This window comes from Allobosea sp. NPDC055353 (assembly GCF_053644975.1).
Genome location: NZ_JBSHMC010000002.1, coordinates 1,119,322 through 1,144,772, shown reverse-complemented (window position 1 = coordinate 1,144,772; position 25,451 = coordinate 1,119,322). Strand labels below are relative to the sequence as shown.

Genomic DNA, 25,451 nt, shown 5'->3' with positions numbered 1-25,451 from the left:
GCGGCAGGCATTCCTTGCGCGGAGGCGGGCGGATCGCTAGATCGCCCGAACTGCTTTCGCGGGCGGTCTATCTCGTTGTGGTGGCACCGGATTTGCTCGAAAGCGGGTACCGCTTTTCGGTCTGATGCTCAAGCAAGCAGGCCGGCGCGGCCAAATTATGGGGCGAGGATGACGACCGAATTCGGCGCGACGGATCTCTGGGTCTTCGGTTACGGCTCGCTGATCTGGCGGCCGGGCTTCACTTTCGAAGAAAGCGTGCAGGCGCGCCTGCACGGCTATCATCGCTCGCTCTGCGTGTTCTCGCATGTGCATCGCGGCACGCCGGAGCGGCCGGGGCTGGTGCTGGGGCTCGATCGCGGCGGGGTCTGCCGCGGCCTCGCCTTCCGCGTCGCGGCCGGGCAGGCGCAGGAGACCGTCGATTATCTGCGGGCGCGCGAGCAGGCGACGGCGGTCTATCTCGAGCGCCATGTCGCGCTGAAACTGGAGGATGGCCGTCAAGTGCGCGGGATCGTCTACGTCGCCGACCGCAAACATCTGCAATATGCCGGCAAGCTGCCGCCGGAGCAGTTGCTCAAGCTCGTTCGCGAGGGCAGGGGCCAGTCCGGCGAGAACCCCGACTACGTGCTGCAGACGCATGAGCATCTGCGCAAGATGGGCATCTTCGATCCCGTGCTGGCCGGATTGGCCCAGCAATTGGCGCCGGGCCTCGGCGCGCCGCATCCGCCGCTGGCGGGTTAAGGAACGCTTGTCAAAAAGTTCTTGCCGTCATTGCGAGGAGCAAAGCGACGAAGCAATCCAAGGAGACTGGGTTGAAGCGTTCGACCCAGTCTCCTTGGATTGCTTCGCTGCGCTCGCAATGACGGTTCAGGTGGCTTCACCCCTCCGGGCTCGCTTCCGGCATCAGGTCGAGCAGGGCGGCACGGCGGCTCATCCCGTCCTCGGCGAGCAGGTGGACATGGATCTCGCAGGCGCCGGCGGCCATGATCGAACGCTGCCAGCGGCCGAGCGCGGCTTCGATGCCGAAGGGGCCGGAGTCGCGGGCGGCGATGACACGCCGGTCGTTGGAAACGGCGAGCAGGACCGCATCGGTGAAGCCCAGCGCATGCGTATCGTCGACGGCGAAGACCGAGGCGACATAGCGGCGGCCGGAGCGGCCGCGCCAGGCGGTGAAGCGGCGCTCGCTCAGCGCAGCGGTGCTGCGCAGGGGCATTTCGCGGGCGGCCGGCGCCTCGTCGAAGAGATCGGGGGTATAGCGATAGGCGAGAGCGGCCATGTCCGTTCCTCCTGTGATAGGAACAAAATGGGAACGCGACGGGGATAAGTCAAGCGCTGCCGGAAGCGAAACCGCGCTTCGGCCTGCTCGATGCTGTCAGGGCATGTCAGGAGTTGGCGAGCGGGTCCATCCCGCGCGCCGCAAGCTCGGCGCGGCCTTGCGCCAGGAGACGGTCGCTCGCCGTCTCGACGCGCTCCTGCAGGGTGCGCTGGAAGGTCGCCTTGTCGAGCCCCGGCTCGATCGGCGGCAGGATCTCGATGCGGACGGTGCCGGGGCGGCGCAGGAACTTGCGGCGGGGCCAGTAGAGACCGGTGTTCAGGGCGACCGGCACGCAGGGCACGCCGAGCTCGGCATAGAGATGGGCGACGCCGAACTTGTAGTCCGGCGGGGCACCGGGCGCCCGGCGGGTGCCTTCCGGAAAGATCAGGAGCTGGCGACCGTTCTGGCCGAGTTCGAGCTTGGCGCGGCGCGTGACGTCGGACAGGGCGCGGGCCCGGGCGCCGCGGTTGACCGGGATCATCCGCATTTTCATCAGCGCCCAGCCGAAGACCGGAATCCAGGTCAATTCGCGCTTGAGGATGAAGACCGGATTGCGGAAGACCGTGACCAGCGCGAAGGTCTCCAGGAAGGACTGGTGCTTGGCGCCGACCATCAGGCCGCCCTGCGGGACGTTCTCGATGCCGGTGATCTCGCAGCGCGTGCCGGCGACGACGCGCATCAGCCACAGCGCCGAATGGGCCCAGCCGATCGCAACCGCCAGAATCGCGCGCTTCGGCAGGAGCAGGGCAGGCAGGACACCAAAGATCAGCCAGAGGATCAGATTGGCATAGAACAGGATGTTGAAGGCGATCGAGCGCAGGACGAGCATGCTGCGCAATGAGCCCGAGACGCGCTTCCGGTCAAGCTCCGGTTGTCGTTTCAGCCTCAACCTTCGTGGCGATGCTGCTCCAGGAGGCGCGAGCGCTTCTCGGCGGCGGGGCCGAGCGTGTCGGCGGGCTTCGGCGAAACCGGCTTGCGGCCGCCGATGATCACCGAGAGGCGCGAGGTCTCCGGATCGCTTTCGACGAGGCTGCGCAGGCGCGCGACGAGGTATTTCGCATATTCCGGCGCGAGCATCCTGATGACCGACCAGCGGTTCCACCAGCCGGAGGTATCGACATGCTCGGTCACGACCGGGTGGGCAACGAGCTGGACGCCCGGCATCGCATGGGCGAATTCGACGAGGGTGCGCGGCATGTGATAATTCGAGGTCACCACGAGCAGCGAGCGGAAGCCGTGGCGGCGCACCCAGCGCCGGGCCTCGATGGCGTTGCCGATGGTGTTGCGGGCGCGATAGTCGAGATCGACGCAGCAGGAGAGCAGGTCGCGCGAGGCCGGATTCAGCTTGGCGAGCTCCTCGCGGCCGGTCTTCTCGTTGACGCCGCTGATCAGCAGGCGCTCCCCGCGCTCGGCGCCGAGCAGGCCGATGGCATCGCCGATGCGCTGGGCGCCGCCGGTGACGACGACGATCGCATCGGTGCGCGGTGTGCTTGCCGGCTCGCGCGCATCGATCATCGCGGCGAAGCGGATATAGCCGATGCCCAAGAGCAGGGTGCCGACGCAGGCGATGGCAGCCGCCATCAACCCGAGAACGCGGCGGAGCGAGGTCGATCGCGCGGGCATGTCCCTCCGGGGCGCGGAATCGGAAGGTGCCATCGCGAGATGGTCGTTTGTGCTGCCGATCATGGCCATGACGTCGCCGTCCTAGCGCGCCAATCGGGCATAACAGCGGCAGGCCCGCGTCCGGTCTTGCCGCATGCGTTAAGACCTGGTTGCCGCCGTGAGGCGAGAGCGATGCTCATGCCAGCATCCTCAGGTGGCGGCGCACGGTGAAGCGCGAGACCAGCCCGGCGATCACCGCGACGACCAGGGCGACGAGAATGACCGCTCCGTAGCCGGTCCAGCCGATTTCGAAGGCGCCGAACAGGGCCTGCAGCTGCTCCGCTTCCGGCGTGGCGCTCCAGCGCGAGGCGATGAAGCCGAGCACGCCGATCGTGACGATGGCAGCGAGGCCACCGAAGAGCCCGCCCCGGAGGCCAAGCCGGATGAAGCGGCTCTGGAATTCCCGCGCGATGAAATCGTCATTGGCTCCGACGAAATGCAGGACCTCGACGCTGTCGCGGCTGCCGGCCATGGCGCCGCGCGTGGCGAAGGCGACGGCCAGCGCCGCCGCCGTCAGGACGAGGAGGACGATCGCGAAGCCCGTGGCGATGATGGTTCCGGCCATGGCGGAGAGGCGCCTGACCCAGAGCCGGTGGTCGTCCAGCGTCGCGGTCGGCACCTCGCGGCGCAGCTCCGCGCCGAAGCCAGCGAGGTCGGAGGCGGCGTCGGTCTTCAGTTTCAGCACGATGAGACGCGGGACCGGCAACTCGACCAGATCGAGCCCGGTGCCGAGCCAGGGTTCGAGCAGCTTGTCCGATTCGGCCTTCGGCACGGCGCGGACGCTTTCGACCTCCTTCAGCCCGCTCGCCAGCATGACGGCGCGCGCCACGTCGTCGTCGATCTTGCGGTGCGAGTCGGGGCGGACCTGGATGGTCATCTCGTTGGAGATGGCGCCGCGCCATTGGTCGGAGGCGCGCGCGGCGAGGACCGCGGCGCCCGCGCTCAGCGCGGCCAGGAAGGTGAGGATGGCGATCACGGCCATCAGCGCGCGGCCGGCGACATTGTCGATCGGGACGAGCGGCTGGTCCCGCCGGAGATTGGCAGGCAGGCCGCGCGGCCGCCGTCCGGGCTCCCGCTCGCTGGTTTCAGGCGTCGACATGGAGGTGTCCATCGGCCAGCACGAGGCGCGGCGCGTCGTAGATATCCATCAGATTGAGATCGTGGGTCGCGATGATGACGGCGGTGCCCAGCGACTGGAGTTCCATGAACAGCCGCAGCAGGCGCCGGCCGAGACCGGGATCGACATTGCCGGTCGGCTCGTCGGCGAGCAGGAGCTCGGGCCGGCTGATCAGGGCGCGCGCGATGGCGGCGCGCTGCTTCTCGCCGCCGGACAGGACCGGCGGCACGGCATGCATGCGCTCGCCGAGGCCGACCCAGCGCAGCAATTCGACGACCTCGGCGCGGTAGCTCGTCTCCTCCTTGCCGAGGACGCGCAGCGGCAGCGCGACGTTCTCGTAGACGGTCAGGTGATCGAGCAGGCGAAAATCCTGGAAGACCACGCCCATGCGGCGGCGGAAGGCGGTGAGCGTGTCCGGATCGAGCCGCGAGACATCCTGGCCGAACAGGTTGACCAGGCCGCGCGTCGGCTTCAACGCCATCAGGATGAGGCGCATCAGCGTCGTCTTGCCGGCGCCGGAGGGGCCGGTCAGATACTGGAACGAGCGCGGCTCGATGCTGAAGTTGATGTCCTTCAGCACCTCCGGGCCCATGCCGTAACGCAGGCCGACATTCTCGAACCGAACCAAACGGTCTTCCTCGCTGAACCTGTCTTTTGCGAATCCGCATTCGATCCTACACCGCAAGCCGTCGCGCGCGGAAAGATCGTGATGCGGCCAATGTGCCCGAGAGATTCTTCACGGGGCGTTAACCATGAATCCCGCCAACTGAATTGCGCGCAACGGCTGCCGTCATGCGGCGCCCTTGAAGGAGCAAGCTCGCACCCATGCTGATCGTCTGCCCATCCTGCGCGAGCCAGTATGAACTCGACGCGGCCAAACTGGGGCCGGAAGGGCGCAAGGTGCGATGCGCCGGCTGCAGGACCTCGTGGCATGTCGAGCCCAGTGCCTTCCCGGAGCCTCCCAGCGAGGCCGAGACCCAGGCTCTGCTCGCCGAGGAGCTGGAGCGTGCCGCCGCGATCGATGCCGAAATCACGGCTCTCGCCGCCGAGGCTGGCGGCGAGGACGGCTCGGAGCATGCCTCTTCCGTGGAGGAGCTGCCGGTCGTAGCGCCGATGCGTCGGGCCAGGCCCTCCGGCAAGCCGCGCAAGACATCGGGCTCTTTCCTGCGCCGCGGGGGAGCCGGGCTGCCGGCTGCCGCGGCGCTCGCGGGGCTCGCCCTGCTCGGCGTCGTGGTCTGGCAGCGCCAAGCTGCGGTCCGGGTCGCGCCGCAGCTCGCGGGCCTGTTCGAGACGATCGGGATGCCCGTCAATGTCCGGGGCCTCAGCCTCAGCGCCATCGAAAGCGGCCTCGTCGAGGACGGGCAGAACCGCTTTCTCGTGGTCGAGGGCGATGTCACCAATATCACCAGGAGCAAGACGGCGGTGCCGCTGATCGAGGTTGCGGTCAAGGATGCCGGCGGCGCGACGCTCTACACCTGGACGACCGAACCGCCGCGCGCGAATCTGGAGCCGGCCGAACTCATCCGCTTCCGGGCGCGGCTGGCCTCGCCGCCGGAGCAGGGGCAATCGGTCAGGGTGCGGTTCACCTCGGCCAATCTCGCCAGCAAGCCCTGAGGCTGCTAGGAGAGAGCCTGTCGACCGAGCCGGCCCAGGAGCCGGGAGGCGTCCACACATCATCGCCTCTTCAGGCCTTCGGCGCATCGGCGTCATGCGAGGCAGGTTGCGGCCGGATATCGAAACGGAGTCATCATGCCGGAACGGCGTATCAGGGTTCTCTACGACGAAGCGGCGATCGCGCGGCGCAACGAGGAAATGGCCCAGGCCATCGCAGCTAGCGCGCCGAAGGACCTGCTCGTCGTCGCCGTCCTGAAGGGCAGCTTCATGTTCGCTGCCGACCTGATCCGGGCGATGCATCGCGTCGGGCTCTCGCCCCAGGTCGAGTTCATCCATCTGTCGAGCTATCTTTCGGGAACCGTTTCCTCCGGCCAGGTCGAGATCCTGCGCGACGTCCAGAGCGAAGTGCGCGACCGTGACGTGCTGCTGGTCGACGACATCCTCGAATCCGGCCGGACGCTCGCCTTCGCCAAGGACCTGCTGGCGGCGCGCGGCGCGGCGAAAGTGTCGACCGCGGTGCTGCTGGAGAAGCCGCATAAGCGGGCGGTCAACATCCAGGCGGATTATGTCGGCTTCGAATGCCCGGACTATTTCGTGGTCGGCTACGGCATGGACGTCGCCCATTCCTATCGGCAGCTGCCCTTCGTCGGTGTGGTCGAGACCGAGGACCAGGCCGGGTTCCCGGGTATCTGAGGAGTCTTCATGTCGCGTATTCTGGTCGTCGATGACGAGGAGCCGCTGCGCATGCTTGTCGCGCGCGGCCTTGGCCTCGATGGACATAGTTGCCTGACGGCGTCGGATGGCGCCGAGGCGCTCGATATCCTTGTTGCCGAGCAGGGCCGTTTCGACCTGCTCCTGACCGATATCCGCATGCCCCTGATGGACGGCATCGCACTGGCGCTCGCGGCCAAACAGCAGTTTCCGGACCTGACGATCATGCTGATGACTGGCTATGCCGAGCAGCGCGAGCGGGCGAAAAGCCTGGAATCGATCGTCGCCGAGGTGATGGCCAAGCCGTTCACCATCGCCGAGTTGCGCGCGACCGTGCTGAAGGTGATCGAGCGCTCGATCGGGTGAGCGCAATCCCTAGCGGTTGAGCCACCAGATCGAGGCGTTGAGCAGCGTCGCGAAAGCGACCCAGGCCAGATAGGGCCAGAACAGGTTCGAAGCCAGCCTATCCAGCGGCCGGAAGGCTGCGATCGTCGCCAGGATCAGGACCAGCAGCGGCAGGATCACCGCGAGGCCCGCCACCGGACTGTTGGCTCCGAAGAAGGCGAAGGACCAGCCGATATTGAACAGAAGCTGCAGGTGATAGGCCAGCAGCGCGCGGCGGCGCCCGGGCGTGCCGACCGGCAGGCGCAGGATGCGGAAGACCGCCAGCGCCATCAGCGCGTAGAGCGCCGTCCAGACCGGCGCGAAGATCCAGTTCGGTGGATTGAAAGGCGGCTTGGCGAGCCCGGCATACCAGATCGGAATCTGCGGCACGGTCGCCGCGCTGCCAGCGATCGAGGCGGCCACGACCGGCAGGATTGCGATGGCGAGCGCCGCCCAGAGCGGCGGGCGATGATCGATCGAGGTCTGCGGCAAGGTCGTCATGTTTTGATGATGGGGAGCGTCCGGACGGCTCGCAAGGCGATATATGGCCTTTCGGCATGCGGCCCGCTCCGGATGATATTCCCGCTCCTCATGGAACTTTTCCCGGATCGCGCCGCGGTCGAAGAAGCCTACAGCCAGATCCCCTTCGCTTTCGCGAGGTAGCGCCCCCGCTCCGCCAGTCCGTTGCGGCCGCCATTGATCAGCTTGGTCACGCGCTCGCCATCGTCGGCATCGGCGGCTGCGTTGATGGCACGCTCGGTCCAGTAGGCGAAGGCGACGCGCAGCGAGGTTTCGGGCTCCTTCGCACGCTCCGGCTCGGCCTCCAGGTCGATGCCGAGGAGTTGACTGAGGCGGCGGTAATTCGCCCGGCCGGTGAGCTGGAAGATGCCACGGCCATGGTAGCGGATGCCGTCGCCGGCCTGTGTGTTGCCGAGGTCGCGCCGGCCTTCGTAGCGGATGAAATAGGCGGGGCCGCCATATTCCTCGAGTGTGCGGAAGCCGTCGGTCTCATGGGCCGCCTGCGCCAGAAAATGGCAGGTGCGCAATCGCGTCGTGACCGCGTGGTCAGCGGCCAGTTCATCGAAGCGCTCGGCGAGGCCGGCGATGATCGTTGCATTCGCGGAAGGCGCGAGGCGCAGCAGGCGCTCGCGGGTGACGGCCAGATCTGGCTCGGCGGTCTGGTCCAGACCGACCCAGGTTCCGATGGCACGCATCGACATGAAAATGCCCTCCCGATGAGGAGGGCATCATCGCCGCTGTCGCGAAGCCGGGGATAAGATTGTCCGGCGTGAGAAGGTCAGCCGTTGACGGCGGTGTATTCGGTCTCGATCGAGGAGGCGTGGATCTCGTGGTCGAAGCCATAGATATGGATCGAGATCGCCTCGCCAGGCCCGAAATTGCGCATGCGGTGGATATTCGGGCCCGAGGGCAGCATGCAGGCGACATAGCCCGGCTGGCGCTCCTGCTCCTCGGTCTGGACGGCGCGGTTGGTGTCGATGGCGCGATACCAGGTTTCGGTCACAGTTCCGGAGACGACGCCGAAGCAGCACGAACAATGGTGGTCGTGGATCGAGGTCATCGAGCCTTCGCCCCAGACGATCGCCCAGATGCTGACGGCGTCGTTGCCCGCGAGCAGGTTGCGGCTGTAGCAGCCGGCCTTGCGCTCCAGCGGCAGGCGCTGGATCAGGTCGGGCATGGCGACGAGCTCCTGCAACACCTCGCGGGCGGCGCTCAGGTAGTCGCGCGTCTGTGTGCCCGCATCGGTCCGCAGGTTGCGCAACACGGCCCCGCGCCGCTCTTCGCTGAGAAAACCCTGCATGCCATTCCCTTTCGCTCAGTTTGGGAATGATACGGGACAGGCGGGGGCAGCGGTTTGCGGAGATGGAGAATATTTATCCCCGATTGGAAAATGATGCCTTATATGGAATGATATGTGGAAACTTCTCTCGACTTCACTTCATCGAACGGAAGTTGATTCCGAATTCTCCGAGGTGTCATGGCCAAGCTCGATGCTTTCGACCTGCGTATCCTGGCGCGATTGCAGGAGGATGCGAGCCTGCCGCTGGCTGAACTCGCCGAAGCGGTGGGGCTGTCGTCCTCGCCTTGCTGGCGGCGGGTGCAGAAGTTGGAGGAGGGCGGCTACATCAAGCGCCGCGTCGCCCTGCTCGACCGCGACAAGCTCAAGGCCGGCGTCACCGTCTTCATCGCGGTCCGAACGGCCAGGCATTCGATGGAATGGCTGGAGCGCTTTCATGCGGCGGTGCAGGACTTGCCGGAGATCGTCGATTTCTACCGCATGAGTGGCGAGATCGATTACCTGCTCAAGGCCTGCGTCTCGGATATCGCGGCCTATGATGCGCTCTACAAGAAGCTGATCTCGCGCATCGACCTGAACGACGTGACCTCCATGTTCGCGATGGAGGAATTGAAGTCGACGACTGCGATCCCGCTGGGTTTCGCGGGAGAGGGGTGACGCGTCCCGTCATTGCGAGGAGCGAAGCGACGAAGCAATCCAGGGGACTGGGTTGGGCGGTCCGCCCGGTCTCCCTGGATTGCTTCGCTGCACTCGCAATGACGGCTGCGGCCTGGCCTCAGCCCTTCGTGACCTTCTGGTAGTCCTTCACGTCCGAGAAGGTGATGTCGGGCGCACGCTCGGCATCGTATTTCAGCGTGAACTGGGACGAGGCCATGAAGACCGGGTCGCCGTCGAGATCATCGGCCATGGCCGAGGGCTTGAGCCCGACGAATTTGGCGAGCGCCACCTTGTCCTCCGAGGAGACCCAGCGCGCGATCGAGAACTGGCAGGGCTCGAAATCGACGGGGAGCGAATATTCCGCGTCCATGCGCTCCTTGAGCACGTCGAGCTGGAGGGCGCCGACGACGCCGACGATGGCAGGCGCGCCATCATGCGGCAGGAAGAGCTGGACGACGCCTTCCTCGGCCATCTGCTGCAGGGCTTCGCGCAGCTTCTTGGCCTTCATCGCGTCCTTCAGCTTGACGCGGCGCAGGATTTCCGGGGCGAAGCTCGGCACGCCCTTGAAGACGATATCCTCGCCCTCGGTCAGCGTGTCGCCGATGCGCAGCGTGCCGTGGTTGGGCAGGCCGACGATGTCGCCGGCGAAAGCCTCCTCGGCGATCGAGCGGTCGCGGGCGAAGAAGAATTGCGGCGCGTTGAGCGGCATCGGCTTGCCGGTGCGGACGAGCTTCGCCTTCATGCCGCGCGTCAGCTTGCCCGAGCAGATGCGCATGAAGGCGATGCGGTCGCGATGGTTCGGGTCCATGTTCGCCTGGATCTTGAAGACGAAGCCGGTCATCTTAGGCTCGTCCGCCTCGATCGGGCGCTTGTCGGACGCTTGCGCCCGCGGGCTCGGGGCATAGCGGCCGAGCGCATCGATCAGGTCGCGCACGCCATAATCGCGCAAGGCCGCGCCGAAATAGAGCGGTGTGAGATGGCCCTCGCGGAAGGCCTGGAGGTCGAAGGGCTTCAAGCCTTCGGCGGCGAGGAAGACCTCCTCGCGCCAGGTCTCGGCGGCGCCATGCGGCAGCAACTCGTCGAAGAGCGGATCGTCCCAGCCGGAGACCTGCTGGTCCTCGGCGCGCTCGTCGCCCTTCTGGTTGCGGCGGAAGGTATTGGCCTTGAGGTCGTAGGTGCCGACGAACTCGCGGCCGCGGCCGACCGGCCAGGTCATCGGCGCGACGTCGAGCGCCAGCGTCGTCTCGATCTCGTTGATCAGGTCGAAGGGATCGCGCGTCTCGCGATCAACCTTGTTGATGAAGGTGACGATCGGGATGTCGCGGAGCCGGCAGACCTCGAACAGCTTCTTGGTGCGATCCTCGATGCCCTTGGCGGCGTCGATGACCATGACGGCGGCGTCGACGGCGGTCAGCGTCCGGTAGGTGTCTTCCGAGAAGTCCTCGTGGCCGGGCGTGTCGAGCAGGTTGAAGACATGGTCGCCGTATTCGAAGGTCATCACCGAGGTCACGACCGAGATGCCGCGCTGGCGCTCGATCTTCATCCAGTCGGATGAGGTCTGGCGGCGGCCCTGCTTGGCGCGCACTTCGCCGGCGAGCTGAATGGCGCCGCCGAAATAGAGCAGCTTCTCGGTCAGCGTCGTCTTGCCCGCGTCCGGGTGCGAGATGATGGCGAAGGTGCGCCGGCGCGCATGCGGCGCGGCGGAGGCCGCGGACGCTTCGAGGGTCGAAAGATCGGTCATGGCGCGCATGAAGACGGAAGGGGGGCGGAAGTCAATTGGTCGGCGCTGCTCCGCTTGTCATTCCGGGGCTTCGCGCGAGCGAAGAACCCGGAACCCACGACGGGGCAAGTGGCTGTGGTTTTCGCTTGATCGGCTCGACCGGGAACCATGAGGGCGCACCCGGTCGTGGGTTCCGGGTTCGACCCTGCGGGCCGCCCCGGAATGACAAGATGGTTCAGTTCTTCAGCCGGTAGCCCGTCTTGAAGATCCAGCCGACGGTCGCGATGCAAGCCACGAGGAAGAGCAGGGTCATGCCGAGGCTGACGCCCAGGCTGACATCGGCGAGCCCGTAGAAGCTCCAGCGGAAGCCGCTGATCAGGTAGACCACCGGGTTGAACAGCGTCACCGTCTGCCAGAAGGGCGGCAGCATCGAGATCGAGTAGAACGAGCCGCCGAGGAACGCGAGCGGCGTCACGATCAGGAGCGGAATGACCTGCAGCTTCTCGAAGCCATCGGCCCAGATGCCGATGATGAAGCCGAACAGGCTGAAGGTCGTTGCCGTCAGCACAAGGAAGAGCAGCATCATCGCCGGGTGCTCGATCCGCAGCGGCACGAAGAAGGCGGCCGTCAGCAGGATGATGAGCCCGAGCAGGATCGACTTGGTCGCGGCCGCGCCGACATAGGCGATCACCGCCTCCCACCAGGCGACGGGAGCGGAGAGCAGTTCGTAGATCGTGCCGGTGAATTTCGGGAAATAGATCGCGAAGGAGGCGTTGGCGATGCTCTGCGTCAGGAGCGAGAGCATGATCAGGCCGGGCACGATGAAGGCGCCATAGGGCACGCCCTCAACCGACTGCATGCGTGAGCCGATCGCGCCGCCGAAGACGATGAAATAGAGGGAAGTCGAGAGCACCGGCGAGACGATGCTCTGGAGCGGCGTGCGCCAGGTCCGGTTCATCTCGAAGCGGTAGATCGCGGCGATCGCGTGCAGGTTGAGACCGGTCATCAGCGGCGCTCCTTGACCAGGCTCACGAAGATGTCCTCGAGCGAGCTCTGGCTGGTGCTGAGGTCGCGGAAGCGGATGCCGGCCTCGGCCAGACCTTGCAGCAAGGTGGTGATGCCGGTGCGCTCTCCTTGCGTGTCGTAGATGTAGACGATCTCGTCGCCCGCGGCCGAGAGCTTGAGGTCGAAGCTCGCCAGCGCCTCCGGCACGGCCGCGATCGGCTGCTGGAGCTGGAGCGAAAGCTGCTTCTTGCCGAGCTTGCGCATCAGCTCGGCCTTCTCCTCGACCAGGATGATCTCGCCCTTGGAGATGACGCCGACGCGGTCGGCCATCTCCTCGGCTTCCTCGATGTAATGCGTGGTCAGGATGATGGTGACGCCCTCATCGCGCAGCCGCCGCACCATTCGCCACATGTCCTGCCGGAGCTCGACATCGACGCCGGCGGTCGGCTCGTCGAGGAACAGGATGCGCGGCTCGTGCGAGAGCGCCTTGGCGATCATGACGCGGCGCTTCATGCCGCCCGAGAGCATGCGGATCTGGCTGTCCTTCTTCTCCCAGAGCGAGAGGTCCTTGAGGATGCGCTCGATCAGGGCGGGATCGCGCGGCTTGCCGAAGAGGCCGCGGCTGAAATTCACCGTCGACCACACCGTCTCGAAAGCGTCCGTCGTTAGTTCCTGCGGCACCAGACCGATGGCCGAACGGGCGGCGCGGTAGTCGGTGAGGATGTCGTGGCCATCGGCCGTGACCGTGCCGGTGCTCGGGCGGACCAGGCCGCAGACGATGCTGATCAGCGTCGTCTTGCCGGCGCCGTTGGGGCCGAGCAAGGCGAAGATCTCGCCGCGCCTGATCGCGAGATCGACCGATTTCAGCGCGCTGAAGCCGGAATCGTAGGTTTTGGAGAGGCCGGAGACCGAGATGATCGGCGAGGACGTGTCTGACATGGGCGGCATATAGGGGAGCCGTTGCGTGGTTACGATGGCAGGGTCATGCGGGGAAAGCATGATCGCCTGTCAGTTCATGGCGGGAAGCGTACCCAAACGAAAAGGCCGGGCGCGCGGCCCGGCCTTCTCCACGCGACGCAACCGGACGCTACTTCATGAAGAACCACAACAGAATGATGATCGGGATCGGAACGCCCACAAGCCACAGGACGATGGAACGCATTGTCAGCCCCCAAATAGGATTGAAGATGCTGCGGCAACGCTCGCCGATGGGGAAAAGTTCCTGTGCCCGCGCATCAGGTTGCGCCAAAAGCCTCCGCGCTCGGATGCCATTGCGGGCGGTAGCCGTGCTCCAAGGCCGCGAGCGTCGCGGGCGGGGTGAGCACGGTCACGAGGCCGCGCGGGCGCTCGCGCGGGCCGACATAGCCACCGGGCGACCAGAGCAGGGCGGAGGTCCCGCGCAGCGCCAGGAACGACGCTCCGTCGTCGGAGCGCAGCATCGCGCCATCAGGCAGTTGTTCGGCCAATAACCGGTGCGTGCGTTTCGTTCGGCCGTCGCGGCGGTCGGCGTCGAGGATGCGGTCGATTGCGGGAAAGAGCGGCGTCTCGGGCAGACCCAGGCCCCGCACCAGCGCCTCGCGATAGGCGAGCGCGTCCTGGCGGCGGCATTCCATGCAGGGGCGGTGCCCGGCCGCGAGTGCCGTCACCTCGTCGCAGAAGAACAGTTCGGTGTAGCCACGACCCCAGACCTTGCGCTTGCGCCCCTTGAACGAGAGGACGCAGCAGAGCCACTGGCGTGTCGCCTGGATGCGGCTGGGCACCTCCTGCGCCGTCGGGTCGTGGAAGCGCCCGCCGCGGTTGCCGTAGAAGGTGCCGCGGGCCGGGTCGGCGAAGAGCGTGCCATCGGGCCTGACGCGATTGGGAAGGGGCATGATCGGCATCCGCTGAGAGGACCGCGTGCGAGCCTAGCCCACCGCCGGTCCATTGCTGGCAGGAAGGATCGCCTGCGATTTTCTTCGATCGCGTCAGGGTCTGCTTAACGCTACGATCAAGTCGATCCCTGCCCCTAAGGTATTTGAAGTGTTTTCGGCCGCATTCCGGTGGCGACAAAGCCATGCGGAGCCGGCAAGCGCCATCATGAACGCCTATCTTCCCCTGATCCTGTTCACGGTGCTGACCAATGCCGCCGCACAATTGATGCTGAAGCGCGGCATGACCGGGGTCGGCTCGCTGAACGTCGCCGGCGACGGGCTGATCGCGACGGTCTTCCGCATCGTCTTCAATCCGTTCGTCTTCGCGGGCCTGTGCACCTTCGTCATCAGCATGGCCTCGCATCTGGTCGTGCTGTCGAAGGTGCAGATCAGCTACGCCTACCCGTTCCTGAGCCTCGCCTATGTCGTGGTCGCGGCTTACGCCTATTTCGTTTTCCACGAGGATCTGAGCGCGATGCGTATCGCCGGCATCGGCTTCATCGTGCTGGGCACCATCTTCATTGCACAAAGCTGAGGGAAACATGGACCTGATCGTACGCCTGTTCCTGCGCCTCGGCGCGCTGTTCGAGCCGCCGGCCGTCCCGCAGCCGATCCCGGTACCGGTGCGCAATCGCCCGCGCCTGCCTGTCGACCGCCGAGGCTGAACCGATGAAGCACATCATCATCGGCGGCGACGGCTTCGTCGGCTCGCATCTGGCGGCGGACCTCTCCGCCATGGGCGAGGAGGTTCTGGTCGCGGACATCCACCAGAGCGGCCATGCGCATTACGCCACGGTGCCGTTTCTGAAGATCGACGTGACGCGGCCTGAGAGCGTGGACTCAATCCCGCTTTCGCCGGATGACCTCGTCTACAATCTCTCGGCCAAGATGCTCTCGCCGATCGTGACGCGGGCCGAACGGCACGACTTCTTCTGGCCGGTGAATTATCACGGCACGCAGAACATCCTGTCGTGGATGGAGAAGAACGGCGCCAACCGGCTCGTCCATTTCACCACCGACATGATCTACGGCCATTCGGTGAGCGTGCCGCAGGACGAGACGCATCCGGCCCATCCGCTCGGCGAATACGGTGAAAGCAAGCTCGCGACCGAACGCCTCGCCGACGAATACCGTGCCAAGGGCTTCCGCATCCCGATCTTCCGGCCGCGCCTGATCATCGGGCCGGGCCGGCTCGGCATTCTCGTCAAGCTGTTCAAGCTGATCGACATGAACCTGCCGGTGCCGATGATCGGTTCGGGCAAGAACCCCTACCAGTTCATCTCGGTCTTCGACTGCGCCAGCGCCTGCGTCGCGGCCTGGAAGGCGGGCTTCCCGAACGAGGCCTACAACCTCGGCTCCGACGATCCGCCGCCGGTGAAGAAGCTGCTCGGCGACCTGATCAAGCATGCCGGCTCGAAATCGATCCTGCTGCCGACGCCGGCCTCGCTGGTCAAGCTGACGCTCGACACGCTCGACGCGATCAACCTGCCGATCATGGACCCCGAGCAGTACAAGATCGCCGACGAGATCTGCATCCTCGACACCTCCAAGGCCAAGCGCGAGCTCGGCTGGGCGCCGCAACATCGCGACGAGGACATGCTGCTCGCCGCCTATACCGAATACCGCAAGGCCAAGGATGGCCCGAAACAGGCTGAGAGGAGCCTCGCCGCATGAGCATGCCCGCCTTCAAGCCTGAGGATGCCCCCATGACCGCCGCCCGGCCGCAGCTGATCAGCGTGGAAGCCGCCAAGCAGCTCGACGCCGCACAGGTGAAGGAGCTCTTCGCCAACCATATCAACCCCGGCCAGCTTCACTTCCTGAAGCTGCTCGGCTTCGACAAGATCCTCGTCGATCGCGCCGAGGGCATGCATTACATCACCAGGGACGGCCGCAAGATCCTCGATTTCTTCGGCGGCTTCTGCTCGGTCGCCTTCGGCCATAACCATCCGCGCATCGTCGCGGCCCGGCAGAAGTTCCAGGACGAGAACCGCCATGAGATCTGCATGGCCTTCATGTCGCAATATGCCTCCGCGCTGGCGAAGAACCTCGCCACCATCGCGCCGGGCGATCTCGACATGGTCTTCCTCGGCTCGACCGGCTCGGAGGCGATGGAGGCGGCGCTGAAGGTTGCCGAGCAGGCGCAGGGGCCGGAGAAGTCCAAGATCCTGCACGCCGCGAACTCGTTCCACGGCAAGACCAAGGGCGTGCTCTCGGTTACGGATTCGACGCTCTACCAGTCGCAGTTCAAGCTGGTCGAGAACCGGGTCAAGGTGCCGTTCGGCGACATCAATGCCGTCAGGCAGGCGCTGGAGAGCGACCCGTCGATCGGCATCGTCGTGATGGAGACGATCCAGGGCGGCGGCGGCATCGTCGAGGCGCCGGCGGGCTTCTGGCGCGAATTGCGGGCTACTTGCGACAAGCATGGCGTGCTCTGGGTCGCCGACGAGGTGCAGTGCGGTCTCGGCCGCACCGGCCAGTTCTTCGCCTTCGAGCGCGACGGCGTGGTGCCGGACGTGACGGCGCTCGCCAAGGCGCTCGGTGGCTCCAAGGCAGCGATGGGCGCGATGATCGCGCGGCGCGAGATCTACATGAAGGCCTATGGCAAGCCGAAGAGCGCGCTGATCCATGCGCAGGCGACCTTCGGGGGCATGGGCGAGGCCTGCGTCTCGTCGATCGAGGCCCTCAACGTCCTCTATGACGAGGACCTGATGGGCAATGCCCAGCGCCAGGGCGACTACCTGATCGAGAAGCTGAACGGCCTGCGCGCCAAGTATCCGAGCCTACTCAAGGAAATCCGCGGGCGCGGCCTGATGATCGGCATCGAGTTCCAGGACATCAGCGAGACCATGCCCTTCGGGCTGAAGCACATGGTCGCGCTGCTCGACGACAAGCTGAAGGGCTCGCTCTGCGGCTTCGTCGGCGCGCTCCTGCTGAAGGAGCACGACGTGCTCGTCGCCTTCACCGAGTACAACCGCAACGTCATCCGGCTGGAGCCGCCATTGATCGTCACGCGCGAGCAGTGCGACGAGTTTCTCGCGGCCTTCGAGGCTGTCCTGTCGGGCGGCGTCACCGGCATCGTCACCGGCTACCTGCGCAAGGTCGCGGTCGGCAAGGGCTGATCGGTTCGCTCACCAGCAACAAAAAAGAGGCCGGCGTAAGCCGGCCTTTTTGAGTCAGGGGTCTCGAAACAGGGGCCTTCCAGGACAGCTCAGTAGTAGCCGCAGACCCGGCGGTAGCCGACGACGTTGCCCCAGCGGTCGAAGCGCTCGACCAGGTCGCAGGAGCGGACGGGGGCGGCGTAGTAGCCGTAGCCATAGGACGGGCGGGTGGCGCCGGCGATGATGGCGCCCGCGGCGAGCGCGCCGACCACGCCGGCTCCAACACCCCAGCCCCGGTGGCCGTAGCCGTAACCCCAGCGCGGCCGCGCCTCGGCGCCGGAAGCCGCGAAGGTGGTGGCCAGGGTGAGGGCCGCGAGGGTCGCGGTCACGGTCTTGCGGAACGTCGTCATGCTCGTCTCCCAATCTCTGTGAGAGCGAAGGTTTCGCTCTTCATGCTCATTGGTCTCGGCGAGCAGCGGATCGGTTCAAAGGCGATGCAGGATTTTTTGGGGGGCGGTTCAGGCGCTCGGCGAGCTCGGCACAATCAGCCCGCCGCTTGCCCGTAAAAGCGCAGCAATTCCAGCCCCTCCGGACTGGTCCAGTCCGCTTCGCCGACGAGATAGCCGACGCTGCGCGCCTCGCGATCGAGCAGATAGGTCATCGGCATGCCATAGAGCGGGAAGGGCGTGGGCTTCGCCGATTTCGGGCCGGAGGCCACCACTCCTTCGGCATCGATGAAGCTCGCGAGATCGGCGAGGCCGAGCCGGTCGAGATAGCTCCTGACGGTTGCCACGGATTTGTCGAGCGAGATCGGCAAGACGACGAAGGGCTCGCGGGCGGCTTTGGCCTGGAGCCGTCGCAGGATCGGCAATTCGCGCCGGCAGGGCGGGCACCAGCTCGCCCAGAAATTGAGGAGGACCGCCTTGCCGCGATAGCTGGATAGGGGCCGGGTCTTGCCGGAGAGGTCGGTGAGAATGAGGGAGCCCGCCTCTTCCGGCGGATCGATCTGGACGAATTGCGAGCTCGGCCCGGCGAAGCGCGGCGGCTGCAGGGCTGCGGCCGATGTCGCGGCCAAGGGGGAGAGCAGGGTCATGGCGAGGGCCCGGCGCCGCGTCGGCGAGGGGGCGGTGTTCCGGCCCGGTGCCGGCTGATCTTTCACGGACGTAGTCATGCGCCGCAGCTAGCAGCCGGCCGCTTGTCGGGGAACCGTCGCAGTGCTGACCTCACCGGGCTGTGATGTCGCAGTCCGCTCTACTGCGCCGTGACCCGCCGCCAGAAATCGGAGGAGAAGCCGGGGTCGATATGCGCAGCGAAGTCGCGCCAGCGCGGGAAGGATGCCACGAAGGTCGCTGATGACATGCGGGCGTCCTTGTATGGGTTGACCCGCCCGCCGGCGGCGATCGCGAGGCCGTCGAGCCGAGACAGCAGCCGCTCGGTCCGCTCGCCGCGATTGGGGAAATCCAGCGTCAGCGTGGCACCCGGCATGGGGAAGGACATCAGGCCGGGCGAAGGCTTGTCGCCGAAGAGCTTCAGCACCGTCAGGAAGGAAGCTTCGCCGGCGGCGAGCGTCTGTCGCAGCATCTCGGCGACAGTGTCGGGGGCCTTGTCGAGCGGGACGGCGCATTGGAATTGCCGCAGGCCCTTCGGACCATAGGCGCGGTTCCAGTCGCGGACGCGGTCGAGCGGGTAGAAGAACGGGCGATAGGGCACCCGGCGGGTGAGGCCGTCGCTTGGCTGACTGTTGCGGTAGAGCCAGTTGAAGGCGCTGAGCGTCATGCGGTTGATCAGCGGGAAGGGTGGCTTCAGCGGAAACGACAGGGAGCGCGCCGGACGCGGCGCCGGAATGCCGGAAGCGGGGGCATGGTTGGCGCGGAAGAAGACGCCGCGACCGAGATCGCGTCCGCTGGCGAGCGAGTCGATCCAGGCGACGGTGTAGTCATGCGTGGCGTCGGACGCGTTGGCGATCTCGAAGAAGCCGGCGAGGTTGTCGAAGGGCAGCACTTCCTGCGCCATCTCGGCCGAGGCGATCGGCATGAGCTGCAGCGTCACCTGCGTCACCAGGCCGGTGAGGCCGAAGCCGGCGATGGTTGCGGTGAAGAGCTCGTGGTTGAGGTCGGGCGCGCAGATCAGGCGCTGCCCGTCCGAGCGGACCAGTTCGAAGGCGCGGACATGGCAGCCGAAGGTACCGGCGCTGTGGTGGTTCTTGCCGTGGACGTCGTTGGCGAGCGCCCCGCCGATGGTGACGAAGGCGGTGCCGGGCGTGACCGGCGGAAACCAGCCCGCCGGCACGGTGATCTCGAGCAGGCGGTCGAGCAAGAGGCCGGCGCCGCAGGTGATGAGGCCGGTCTCGCGGTCGAAGGCGAGAATCTCGTCGAGCCCGCGCGCGTCGATCAGCGTGCCGCCGTCGTTCAGGCAGGAATCGCCATAGGAGCGTCCATTGCCATAGGCGAGGAGCGGGCGGCGCGGGCGGTGAGGCGCATCGAGCCAGTCGCGGGCATCGACGACCGTGCTGCCGCGGGCCGCCAGCCCGCCCCAGGAGCGATAGTCCGAGAGCGGGGCGCTCACGGCAGGAAGGTCGCGGCGACCATGATCAGGGCCACGACGAGCCCCATGAGCTGGCTGCGCCAGTCGCGGATCATGAAGACCAGCGGATCGTCCGGCATTTGGCCGCGGCGGGCCAGGAACCAGATCCGCGCCATCTGGTAGAGGATGATCGGGCAGATCAGCCAGATCAGCTTGGGCTGGCTGTAAAGCTGCTTCACATTGGCGCTGTCGACATAGAGCGCCATGATCAGCGCACAGGTACAGCCCGAGGCCATGCCGAGCTGCGACAGCGCCTCGATGTCCTCGGCGTGATAGCCGCGCCCCGCCTTCTTCAGGCCGGACTGGTCCTGGGTCAGGCGCAGCTCGGCATAGCGCTTCACCAGCGCCAGGCTGAGAAACAGGAACATCGCGAAGGCCAGCAGCCAGGAGGATATCGGGATGGCGGCGGCGGCATTGCCGGCGAGGATGCGCAGCGTGTGCATGGCAGCAAGCCCGAGGACATCGACCAGGAGCTTGCGCTTGAGGAAGAGCAGATAGGCCAGTGCCAGGAAGAGATAGGCCAGCAGCGCGAGGAGGAAGTTCTTCGGCTGCGGGACGAGCATCACCATCGAGAAGGCGGCGATGAGCAGGACGGGTACGGCGGCATAGGCCTGCGCCGCCGTGATCTCGCCCGCCGCGAGGGGGCGCTTGCATTTGGTCGGGTGGCGCCGGTCGGCCTCGACATCCTTGATGTCGTTGAGGAGATAGACCGCGGAGGCAATCAGGCTGAAGGCGACGAAGGCGATCAGGCCGAGCCAGAGCGCGTGCGGATCGAAGGCGTCGTGGTTGAGCAGGATCGGGACGAAGACCAGGCCGTTCTTGAGCCAGTGATGCGGCCGCATCGCCCTGATCATCGCGGTCACAGACATGGTTCGGCCCGTCTCCCCCAAGACATGGGTCGGCCTCCGCATCGCGGAAGCCGACTGCCGGTTCAGCCGGCGCGGGCGTTATCGGCGGGAAACTCCTAAGCGCAGGTGCATGTGGCGTCGAAACGGGCTGCGATTTCAACACCATGCTTAACATCCGGCTTCCGCGGTCCGCGAAAGCCGGAGACGGCCGGCGCCGGGCTCGGGCGCCGGCCGAAGCCGTCAGACCTTGGCGGCGCTGGCGGCGGCGTCGATATTGGCGACGAGTTCGGCGTCGAGGCCAAGCGAGCCGGCGAGGCCTGCCAGAAAGTCCTTCTCGGCGGCATTGTCCGGATTGATGGCGATGCGCGCCGCCGTATAGATCTGGGCGGCGAGCTCGGGGCTCTCGGCGGCCTCGACCAGCGCGTCGATCGAAGCCGGCTTCGCCATCTCCTGCGCCAGCCATTCATGCGCTTCCTGATCGAGGCCGGCTTCCTTCAAGCCGCCGAGGATGGCGCCCTGCTCCTCGGCATCGATATGGCCGTCGGCGGCTGCGGCTGCGATCATCGCGCGGATGAAGACCAGAGCGGTGGCCTCGGTCGCGGCCTGCGGCTCGAAGCCGGTGCCGGCGGGGGCGGGCAGCACCTCCTGCTGGGCGGCGTTGAGCAGCGGCTTGCCGGCCTGGTAGTTCTGGTAGGCCTTGTAGGCAAGGCCGCCGATCAGGGCGAGGCCGCCGAGCTTGGCCGCCGAGCCCGCGACCGAGCGGCCTGTGCTGGTGCCGAAGACGAGGGCGCCGAGACCGCCGAGCACCGCGGTCGCCAGGGCCGGATTATTGCTGAACATGCCTTTGGCCTGCTCGATGAGCTGGTCCGGCGTCCGGCCGCCGGTGACCCGGCCGAGTGCATCGCCGGCACCCTGCTGCACGCCGGTCTGGCGCGCCGCGTCGCCGAGGCCCTGCGTCGCCTGGGTCAGGATCTGGCCTGCCAGTCCGCCGAGGCCGCCCGAGCGCTGGACCTGACCGGTCAGCCCGCCGAGCATGCCGCCGATTCCGCCCTGCTGCCCGGCCTGTGAGCCTGCCTGGCTGCCGGCGCTGATCAGGGCGTCGAGCAGGGATTTGGCATTGAACATCTAGGTTTCTCCTGTTGGCGGTCATGATGCCGCGCAGTCGAGATCGATCAGCCGCATGAAAGCGGCGTGACCAAGGCGCCAGTTTGCATAGCCGCGCGCCTATGTCATCGGCAGCGGCAGAACTCCCGGCTCCTTCAGCGTTTCCAGCGCGATCTCGGAGCGGACGCGGGCGACGCTCTCATGCGGCATCAGGATTTCGTTGACGAGCCGGGCGAGCGCCTTGAGGTCGCCGACCGCGACCTTGAGCAGGTAATCCGCCTCGCCCGTCAGGGCATGGGCTTCGAGGATCGCGGGCGTCAGGCGCACGAGATCGCGGAAGCGGCGGGCGTTGTCTCGCGAATGCGTGTCGAGCGCGACATGGATGAAGACGATGACGCCGAGGCCGACGGCAGAAGGCTCCAGCGCCGCCCGGTAGCCGCGGATGACGCCCTCCTGCTCCAGTCGCTGCCGTCGACGCGACACCTGGCTCGCCGATAGCCCGACCGTCTCCGCCAGGGCGGCGTTGGTCAGGGAGGCATCATTCTGGAGAGCGTCCAGCAGGCGCCAGTCGAGCGCGTCAAGCGTGGCCATGTGATGCGCCCCAGAGGCCTCTGATGCACGGATCATGCATCAACGCTGTCGAAGGAGGCAAGTTTGCACGAAACCTGCCTGCTATTTGCGCGATGATTGATCATCCCGACAAGAGCAAACAGGAGGAATGCCCATGGGTCCGTTTCCGCACGATGCCGCTCCACCCGCGATCTCGGCTGCTAACCCGATGGGAACCGACGGTTTCGAATTCGTCGAATACGCCCATCCCGAGCCGGCGAAGCTCGGCGCCCTGTTCGAGACGATGGGCTTCACCAAGGTTGCCCGCCACCGCTCGAAGCAGGTGACGCTTTATCGGCAGGGCGACGTGAATTTCGTCGTCAATGCCGAGCCCGATTCTTTCGCCCAGGCCTTCGCGGCCGAGCACGGCCCTTGCGCCTGCGCCATGGCCTTCCGCGTCGTCGATGCGAAGCATGCCTTCGAGCGGGCTGTGTCACTCGGCGCCGAGCCCTATGAGAGCGCGATCGGGCCGGGCGAACTCGCGATCCCGGCCGTGCGCGGCATCGGTGGGTCTCTGCTCTATTTCGTCGACCGCTATGGCGAGAAGGGCTCGATCTGGGATGTCGATTTCGAATGGATCGGCGAGCGCGATCCCCATCCGGAGCAGGCCGGGCTCTATTATCTCGACCATCTCACCCACAACGTCATCCGCGGGCGGATGGACCATTGGGCCGGCTGGTACGGAAACCTGTTCAATTTCCGCGAGATCCGCTTCTTCAATATCGAGGGCAAGCTGACCGGCCTGATCTCGCGCGCGCTGACCTCGCCCTGCGGCAAGATCCGCATCCCGATCAACGAGTCGCTCGACGACAAGAGCCAGATCGAGGAGTACCTGCGCCAGTACAAGGGCGAGGGCATCCAGCATGTCGCGATGGGCTCGCGCGACATCTATGCCAGCGTCGAGGCCCTGCGCGGCAACGGCCTGCCGTTCATGCCGGCGCCGCCCGCGACCTATTACGAGAAGGTCGATGCTCGCGTGCCGAACCATGGCGAGCCGGTCGAGCGGCTCAAGGCCAACGGCATCCTGATCGACGGCGAGGGCGCGGTCGCGCTCGGCGAGAAGGCCGGCCGGATGAGCAAGGTGCTGCTGCAGATCTTCTCGGCCACGGTGGTCGGACCGATCTTCTTCGAGTTCATCGAGCGCAAGGGCGATGACGGCTTCGGCGAGGGCAATTTCCGCGCCCTGTTCGAATCGATCGAGGAAGACCAGATCCGCAGGGGCGTGCTGAAGCCGGCGGACGCGGCGGAGTAAATCCGCGGCCCGAGGCGCAGGTGCCGCGACAAACCCCCTTTCCCCTTGCGGGAGAGGGTTGGGTGAGGGGTCGTGCGAGGTTTCCGGTTTTCACTCTTGCAGGGCGCTAACCGCTAACGGTGGCGTGACCCCTCATCCGCCCCTTCGGGGCACCTTCTCCCGCAAGGGGAGAAGGAAGGGACCTCAGCCGAATCGCGCGCCTCAAGGCGCGAGCTTGCGCATCAGAAGCGGTGCCCCGACCGTCGGGTCCTTGCGCCATTGACCGTTCTCGAAGACGAGGTCGGTGCCGTGGCCGCGACGCGCGACGAGCGTCAACCGGCCGCCGGCATAGCGCCAGCCGACGGGATCGAAAATCGTCAACCCGGTATCCGGGCAGGTCCCCTCGAAGGTTGCCGGCTGGTGGCCATCGGCGGCCGGGGGCGAGAGCAGGAGGCGGCAGGCCTCGCGATTCTGCTGGCGCATCAGGACATAGCGTCCCGGCAGGGTATCGGGCGCTGGCGCGGTTGCCGGATCGACGACGGTGATGCGCTGGGCGGCGGTTGCCCCCTGATTCTGCGGAGCCCGGGGCGCGATGCGGGGATGGTCCCGCGAGGACAGGCGATAGGCCTTGCCATCGCTGCCCTTGCCGTCGAGCCCGGTCTCGGGCGTGCCCTTCTGGAAGCCGATGACCTCCTTGCCGGCCGCATCCATGAACTGGGGCTGCCCGCCTGCGGCCAAGGTCCAGGAGGCGGCGGTGTCGAGCACCGGCAAGGCGCGCCGGCAGGTGGCGGGGAACCGCAGCTGCCGCCGGTTGCCGGTGGTCTCCGCGCCGAGCGTGACTGTGCAGCTTCGCGATGCGCCCGCGAGCTCGAGCTCCCAGGCGCCGAGCCAACGGCGGATCGCCTCTGGTGCCTTGTCGGCGCCGCGCGGCAGCGGCGCCGTCTGGGCGGCCGCCGGCAGGGCGCCGGCGGCGAGGACCAGCAGAGGCAGAAGCCGGCGGATCAGGCCTTTTTCCATGGGGTCTCCGACACGGGCGATAGCGGGCCCTTGCCATCGAACCATGAAACCAGGTTGTCGACCAGAAGCTGGCCCATCGCCTCGCGGGTATGGACTGAGGCCGAGCCGACATGGGGCAGCAGCACGGCATGCTCGATCGCGATCAGCTCTGCCGGCACGCGCGGCTCGTCCTCGAACACGTCGAGGCCGGCGGAGAGGATGGTCTTGTCCTTGAGCGCCTTGATCAGTGCCTGCTCGTCGACGACGGTGCCGCGGCCGACATTGACCAGGATGCCGTTCGGCCCGAGCGCCTTCAGCACCTCGGCATTGATGATGTGATGGGTCGAGGCGCCGCCGGGCGCGACCGAGATCAACGTGTCGACATCGGCGGCCATGTCCACCAGCGAGGGGTAGTAGCGATAGGCCACGTCCGCCTGGCGCGAGCGGCCGTGATAGACGACCGGCAGGCCGAAGGCCTCGACGCGCTGCGCCACCGCCTTGCCGATGCGGCCGAGGCCGACGATGCCGACCTTGCGGCCGCGCAGCGAGGTGGTGAGCGGATAATTGCCCTGCAGCCACTTGCCCTCGCGCAGGTAGCGGTCGACCTGCGGGAGCTGGCGGACGGTGGCGATCAGCAGGCCCAGCGCGAGATCGGCGACCTCGTCGGTCAGGACATCGGGCGTATTGGTGACGACGAGGCCGCGCTTGCCGGCCTCGGCGGCATCGACATGGTCATAGCCGACGCCGAAGCTCGAGATGACCTCGACCTTCGGCAGCGCGTCGAACAGGGCGCCGTCGACCCGGTTATGGCCGCCGCCAGCGGCAACGCCGCGCACGCGGTCCGCGACCTCGCGCAGCAGGGCGGCGCGGTCGGGCGCCTTCCACAGTTCATGAACGGTGAAGCGCGCCTTGAGCTGGTCGGCGGCATAGGCCATCAGCGGGCCGGTCTGGACGATTTCGGGCTTGGTGGAGGCTGTCATTGTCTGGCTGTCCGTGAGATGTGGCGAAGGGCGTTGATTCGGCGTGTCTGAATCGATTAAAATGAAACTACGCGGCCTGCCGGAACGGCATAGC

General features: G+C 66.6%; 30 protein-coding genes. 10 read left to right on the top strand and 20 right to left on the bottom strand.

The genetic code is table 11. The features are described 5' to 3' along the window. The first annotated feature begins 168 nt into the window (after positions 1 to 168). Positions 169 to 738, top strand: coding sequence for a gamma-glutamylcyclotransferase (locus ACWIEX_RS18850; RefSeq protein ID WP_454034498.1), 570 nt, complete (start codon positions 169 to 171; stop codon positions 736 to 738). Positions 739 to 874: 136 nt separating this feature from the next. Here ACWIEX_RS18850 and ACWIEX_RS18845 read toward each other — a convergent pair whose 3' ends face one another. The 5 genes from ACWIEX_RS18845 to ftsE form a co-directional block, all read right to left on the bottom strand. Then, positions 875 to 1,273: a hypothetical protein gene (locus tag ACWIEX_RS18845; protein ID WP_454034497.1), complete on the bottom strand. Its 399-nt coding sequence runs from the start codon at positions 1,271 to 1,273 to the stop codon at positions 875 to 877. Positions 1,274 to 1,379: 106 nt separating this feature from the next. Further along, entirely contained in the window at positions 1,380 to 2,141 is a 762-nt protein-coding gene (locus ACWIEX_RS18840) for a lysophospholipid acyltransferase family protein (protein ID WP_454034496.1), read from the bottom strand. Positions 2,142 to 2,197: 56 nt separating this feature from the next. After that, on the bottom strand, positions 2,198 to 2,935 hold the full coding sequence (locus tag ACWIEX_RS18835) for a YdcF family protein (RefSeq protein WP_454034495.1): 738 nt from the start codon (positions 2,933 to 2,935) through the stop codon (positions 2,198 to 2,200). A 175-nt stretch (positions 2,936 to 3,110) separates the two neighbouring features. Beyond that, positions 3,111 to 4,073 (bottom strand): cell division protein FtsX, encoded by a 963-nt coding sequence (locus ACWIEX_RS18830; protein WP_454034494.1) that lies wholly within the window; start codon positions 4,071 to 4,073, stop codon positions 3,111 to 3,113. Continuing rightward, on the bottom strand, positions 4,060 to 4,683 hold the full coding sequence (gene ftsE, locus ACWIEX_RS18825; protein WP_454034813.1) for a cell division ATP-binding protein FtsE: 624 nt from the start codon (positions 4,681 to 4,683) through the stop codon (positions 4,060 to 4,062). Before ftsE ends, ACWIEX_RS18830 begins: the two co-directional genes overlap by 14 nt. Before the next feature lie 233 nt (positions 4,684 to 4,916). Between ftsE and ACWIEX_RS18820 the strand changes: the two genes are divergently transcribed. The 3 genes from ACWIEX_RS18820 to ACWIEX_RS18810 all read left to right on the top strand — a co-directional run bounded on the left by ACWIEX_RS18820 (position 4,917) and on the right by ACWIEX_RS18810 (position 6,782). Further along, complete coding sequence (locus ACWIEX_RS18820) at positions 4,917 to 5,705, top strand: zinc-ribbon domain-containing protein (RefSeq protein WP_454034493.1); 789 nt, start codon at positions 4,917 to 4,919, stop codon at positions 5,703 to 5,705. Positions 5,706 to 5,840: 135 nt separating this feature from the next. After that, positions 5,841 to 6,398, top strand: coding sequence for a hypoxanthine phosphoribosyltransferase (gene hpt / locus ACWIEX_RS18815; RefSeq protein WP_454034492.1), 558 nt, complete (start codon positions 5,841 to 5,843; stop codon positions 6,396 to 6,398). A 9-nt stretch (positions 6,399 to 6,407) separates the two neighbouring features. After that, positions 6,408 to 6,782, top strand: coding sequence for a response regulator (locus ACWIEX_RS18810; RefSeq protein ID WP_061970590.1), 375 nt, complete (start codon positions 6,408 to 6,410; stop codon positions 6,780 to 6,782). A 9-nt stretch (positions 6,783 to 6,791) separates the two neighbouring features. Here the strand turns inward: ACWIEX_RS18810 and ACWIEX_RS18805 are convergent, their stop codons facing one another. The 3 genes from ACWIEX_RS18805 to ACWIEX_RS18795 form a co-directional block, all read right to left on the bottom strand. Continuing rightward, positions 6,792 to 7,301: a TspO/MBR family protein gene (locus ACWIEX_RS18805; protein ID WP_454034491.1), complete on the bottom strand. Its 510-nt coding sequence runs from the start codon at positions 7,299 to 7,301 to the stop codon at positions 6,792 to 6,794. 128 nt (positions 7,302 to 7,429) lie between these two features. Then, positions 7,430 to 8,020, bottom strand: coding sequence for a glycoside hydrolase family 19 protein (locus tag ACWIEX_RS18800; RefSeq protein WP_454034490.1), 591 nt, complete (start codon positions 8,018 to 8,020; stop codon positions 7,430 to 7,432). 77 nt (positions 8,021 to 8,097) lie between these two features. Next, entirely contained in the window at positions 8,098 to 8,619 is a 522-nt protein-coding gene (locus ACWIEX_RS18795) for a cysteine dioxygenase (RefSeq protein ID WP_454034489.1), read from the bottom strand. Between the two features lie 177 nt (positions 8,620 to 8,796). On the opposite strand from ACWIEX_RS18795, the gene ACWIEX_RS18790 reads away from it, so the two are divergent. After that, positions 8,797 to 9,273 (top strand): Lrp/AsnC family transcriptional regulator, encoded by a 477-nt coding sequence (locus ACWIEX_RS18790; protein WP_454034488.1) that lies wholly within the window; start codon positions 8,797 to 8,799, stop codon positions 9,271 to 9,273. A 118-nt stretch (positions 9,274 to 9,391) separates the two neighbouring features. Here ACWIEX_RS18790 and ACWIEX_RS18785 read toward each other — a convergent pair whose 3' ends face one another. From ACWIEX_RS18785 to ACWIEX_RS18770, 4 genes are all read right to left on the bottom strand, one after another. Then, positions 9,392 to 11,014, bottom strand: coding sequence for a peptide chain release factor 3 (locus tag ACWIEX_RS18785; RefSeq protein ID WP_454034487.1), 1,623 nt, complete (start codon positions 11,012 to 11,014; stop codon positions 9,392 to 9,394). 214 nt (positions 11,015 to 11,228) lie between these two features. Further along, positions 11,229 to 11,999, bottom strand: coding sequence for an ABC transporter permease (locus ACWIEX_RS18780; protein ID WP_454034486.1), 771 nt, complete (start codon positions 11,997 to 11,999; stop codon positions 11,229 to 11,231). Beyond that, positions 11,999 to 12,937, bottom strand: coding sequence for an ABC transporter ATP-binding protein (locus tag ACWIEX_RS18775; RefSeq protein WP_454034485.1), 939 nt, complete (start codon positions 12,935 to 12,937; stop codon positions 11,999 to 12,001). The genes ACWIEX_RS18780 and ACWIEX_RS18775 overlap by 1 nt, the downstream gene beginning before the upstream one ends. Before the next feature lie 296 nt (positions 12,938 to 13,233). After that, positions 13,234 to 13,869: a hypothetical protein gene (locus ACWIEX_RS18770; RefSeq protein ID WP_454034484.1), complete on the bottom strand. Its 636-nt coding sequence runs from the start codon at positions 13,867 to 13,869 to the stop codon at positions 13,234 to 13,236. Between the two features lie 205 nt (positions 13,870 to 14,074). On the opposite strand from ACWIEX_RS18770, the gene ACWIEX_RS18765 reads away from it, so the two are divergent. Genes ACWIEX_RS18765 through ACWIEX_RS18750 form a run of 4 tightly spaced genes read left to right on the top strand, consistent with a single transcriptional unit; the run spans position 14,075 to position 17,027 of the window. Continuing rightward, positions 14,075 to 14,443 carry a DMT family transporter gene (locus ACWIEX_RS18765; RefSeq protein WP_454034483.1) on the top strand — a complete coding sequence of 123 codons (369 nt, stop codon included), beginning with the start codon at positions 14,075 to 14,077 and terminating at the stop codon, positions 14,441 to 14,443. A 7-nt stretch (positions 14,444 to 14,450) separates the two neighbouring features. After that, positions 14,451 to 14,573, top strand: a complete 123-nt coding sequence (locus ACWIEX_RS18760; RefSeq protein WP_282568645.1) for a hypothetical protein — start codon at positions 14,451 to 14,453, stop codon at positions 14,571 to 14,573. Between the two features lie 4 nt (positions 14,574 to 14,577). Then, positions 14,578 to 15,582, top strand: coding sequence for an NAD-dependent epimerase/dehydratase family protein (locus ACWIEX_RS18755; protein ID WP_454034482.1), 1,005 nt, complete (start codon positions 14,578 to 14,580; stop codon positions 15,580 to 15,582). After that, positions 15,579 to 17,027, top strand: a complete 1,449-nt coding sequence (locus ACWIEX_RS18750; protein ID WP_454034481.1) for an aspartate aminotransferase family protein — start codon at positions 15,579 to 15,581, stop codon at positions 17,025 to 17,027. The genes ACWIEX_RS18755 and ACWIEX_RS18750 overlap by 4 nt, the downstream gene beginning before the upstream one ends. 89 nt (positions 17,028 to 17,116) lie before the next feature. Here ACWIEX_RS18750 and ACWIEX_RS18745 read toward each other — a convergent pair whose 3' ends face one another. The 6 genes from ACWIEX_RS18745 to ACWIEX_RS18720 all read right to left on the bottom strand — a co-directional run bounded on the left by ACWIEX_RS18745 (position 17,117) and on the right by ACWIEX_RS18720 (position 22,132). Further along, positions 17,117 to 17,416 (bottom strand): hypothetical protein, encoded by a 300-nt coding sequence (locus tag ACWIEX_RS18745; RefSeq protein WP_454034480.1) that lies wholly within the window; start codon positions 17,414 to 17,416, stop codon positions 17,117 to 17,119. Between the two features lie 134 nt (positions 17,417 to 17,550). Then, the gene (locus tag ACWIEX_RS18740; protein ID WP_454034479.1) at positions 17,551 to 18,099 is read right to left on the bottom strand and encodes a TlpA disulfide reductase family protein; all 549 of its coding nucleotides are present in this window, start codon (positions 18,097 to 18,099) and stop codon (positions 17,551 to 17,553) included. 158 nt (positions 18,100 to 18,257) lie between these two features. Next, positions 18,258 to 19,571, bottom strand: coding sequence for an FAD-binding oxidoreductase (locus tag ACWIEX_RS18735; RefSeq protein WP_454034478.1), 1,314 nt, complete (start codon positions 19,569 to 19,571; stop codon positions 18,258 to 18,260). Further along, positions 19,568 to 20,458, bottom strand: coding sequence for a UbiA family prenyltransferase (locus ACWIEX_RS18730; protein ID WP_454034477.1), 891 nt, complete (start codon positions 20,456 to 20,458; stop codon positions 19,568 to 19,570). Before ACWIEX_RS18730 ends, ACWIEX_RS18735 begins: the two co-directional genes overlap by 4 nt. Before the next feature lie 219 nt (positions 20,459 to 20,677). Further along, on the bottom strand, positions 20,678 to 21,562 hold the full coding sequence (locus tag ACWIEX_RS18725) for a tellurite resistance TerB family protein (protein WP_454034476.1): 885 nt from the start codon (positions 21,560 to 21,562) through the stop codon (positions 20,678 to 20,680). A gap of 99 nt (positions 21,563 to 21,661) precedes the next feature. Beyond that, the gene (locus ACWIEX_RS18720; RefSeq protein WP_454034475.1) at positions 21,662 to 22,132 is read right to left on the bottom strand and encodes an Lrp/AsnC family transcriptional regulator; all 471 of its coding nucleotides are present in this window, start codon (positions 22,130 to 22,132) and stop codon (positions 21,662 to 21,664) included. A gap of 133 nt (positions 22,133 to 22,265) precedes the next feature. Here ACWIEX_RS18720 and hppD point away from each other — a divergent pair, with 133 nt between their 5' ends. Further along, the gene (gene hppD / locus ACWIEX_RS18715) at positions 22,266 to 23,402 is read left to right on the top strand and encodes a 4-hydroxyphenylpyruvate dioxygenase (protein ID WP_454034474.1); all 1,137 of its coding nucleotides are present in this window, start codon (positions 22,266 to 22,268) and stop codon (positions 23,400 to 23,402) included. Positions 23,403 to 23,603: 201 nt separating this feature from the next. Here hppD and ACWIEX_RS18710 read toward each other — a convergent pair whose 3' ends face one another. Then, positions 23,604 to 24,398 carry an AprI/Inh family metalloprotease inhibitor gene (locus ACWIEX_RS18710; protein ID WP_454034473.1) on the bottom strand — a complete coding sequence of 265 codons (795 nt, stop codon included), beginning with the start codon at positions 24,396 to 24,398 and terminating at the stop codon, positions 23,604 to 23,606. Continuing rightward, positions 24,383 to 25,357 carry a 2-hydroxyacid dehydrogenase gene (locus tag ACWIEX_RS18705; RefSeq protein WP_454034472.1) on the bottom strand — a complete coding sequence of 325 codons (975 nt, stop codon included), beginning with the start codon at positions 25,355 to 25,357 and terminating at the stop codon, positions 24,383 to 24,385. Before ACWIEX_RS18705 ends, ACWIEX_RS18710 begins: the two co-directional genes overlap by 16 nt. Positions 25,358 to 25,451 lie beyond the last annotated feature (94 nt).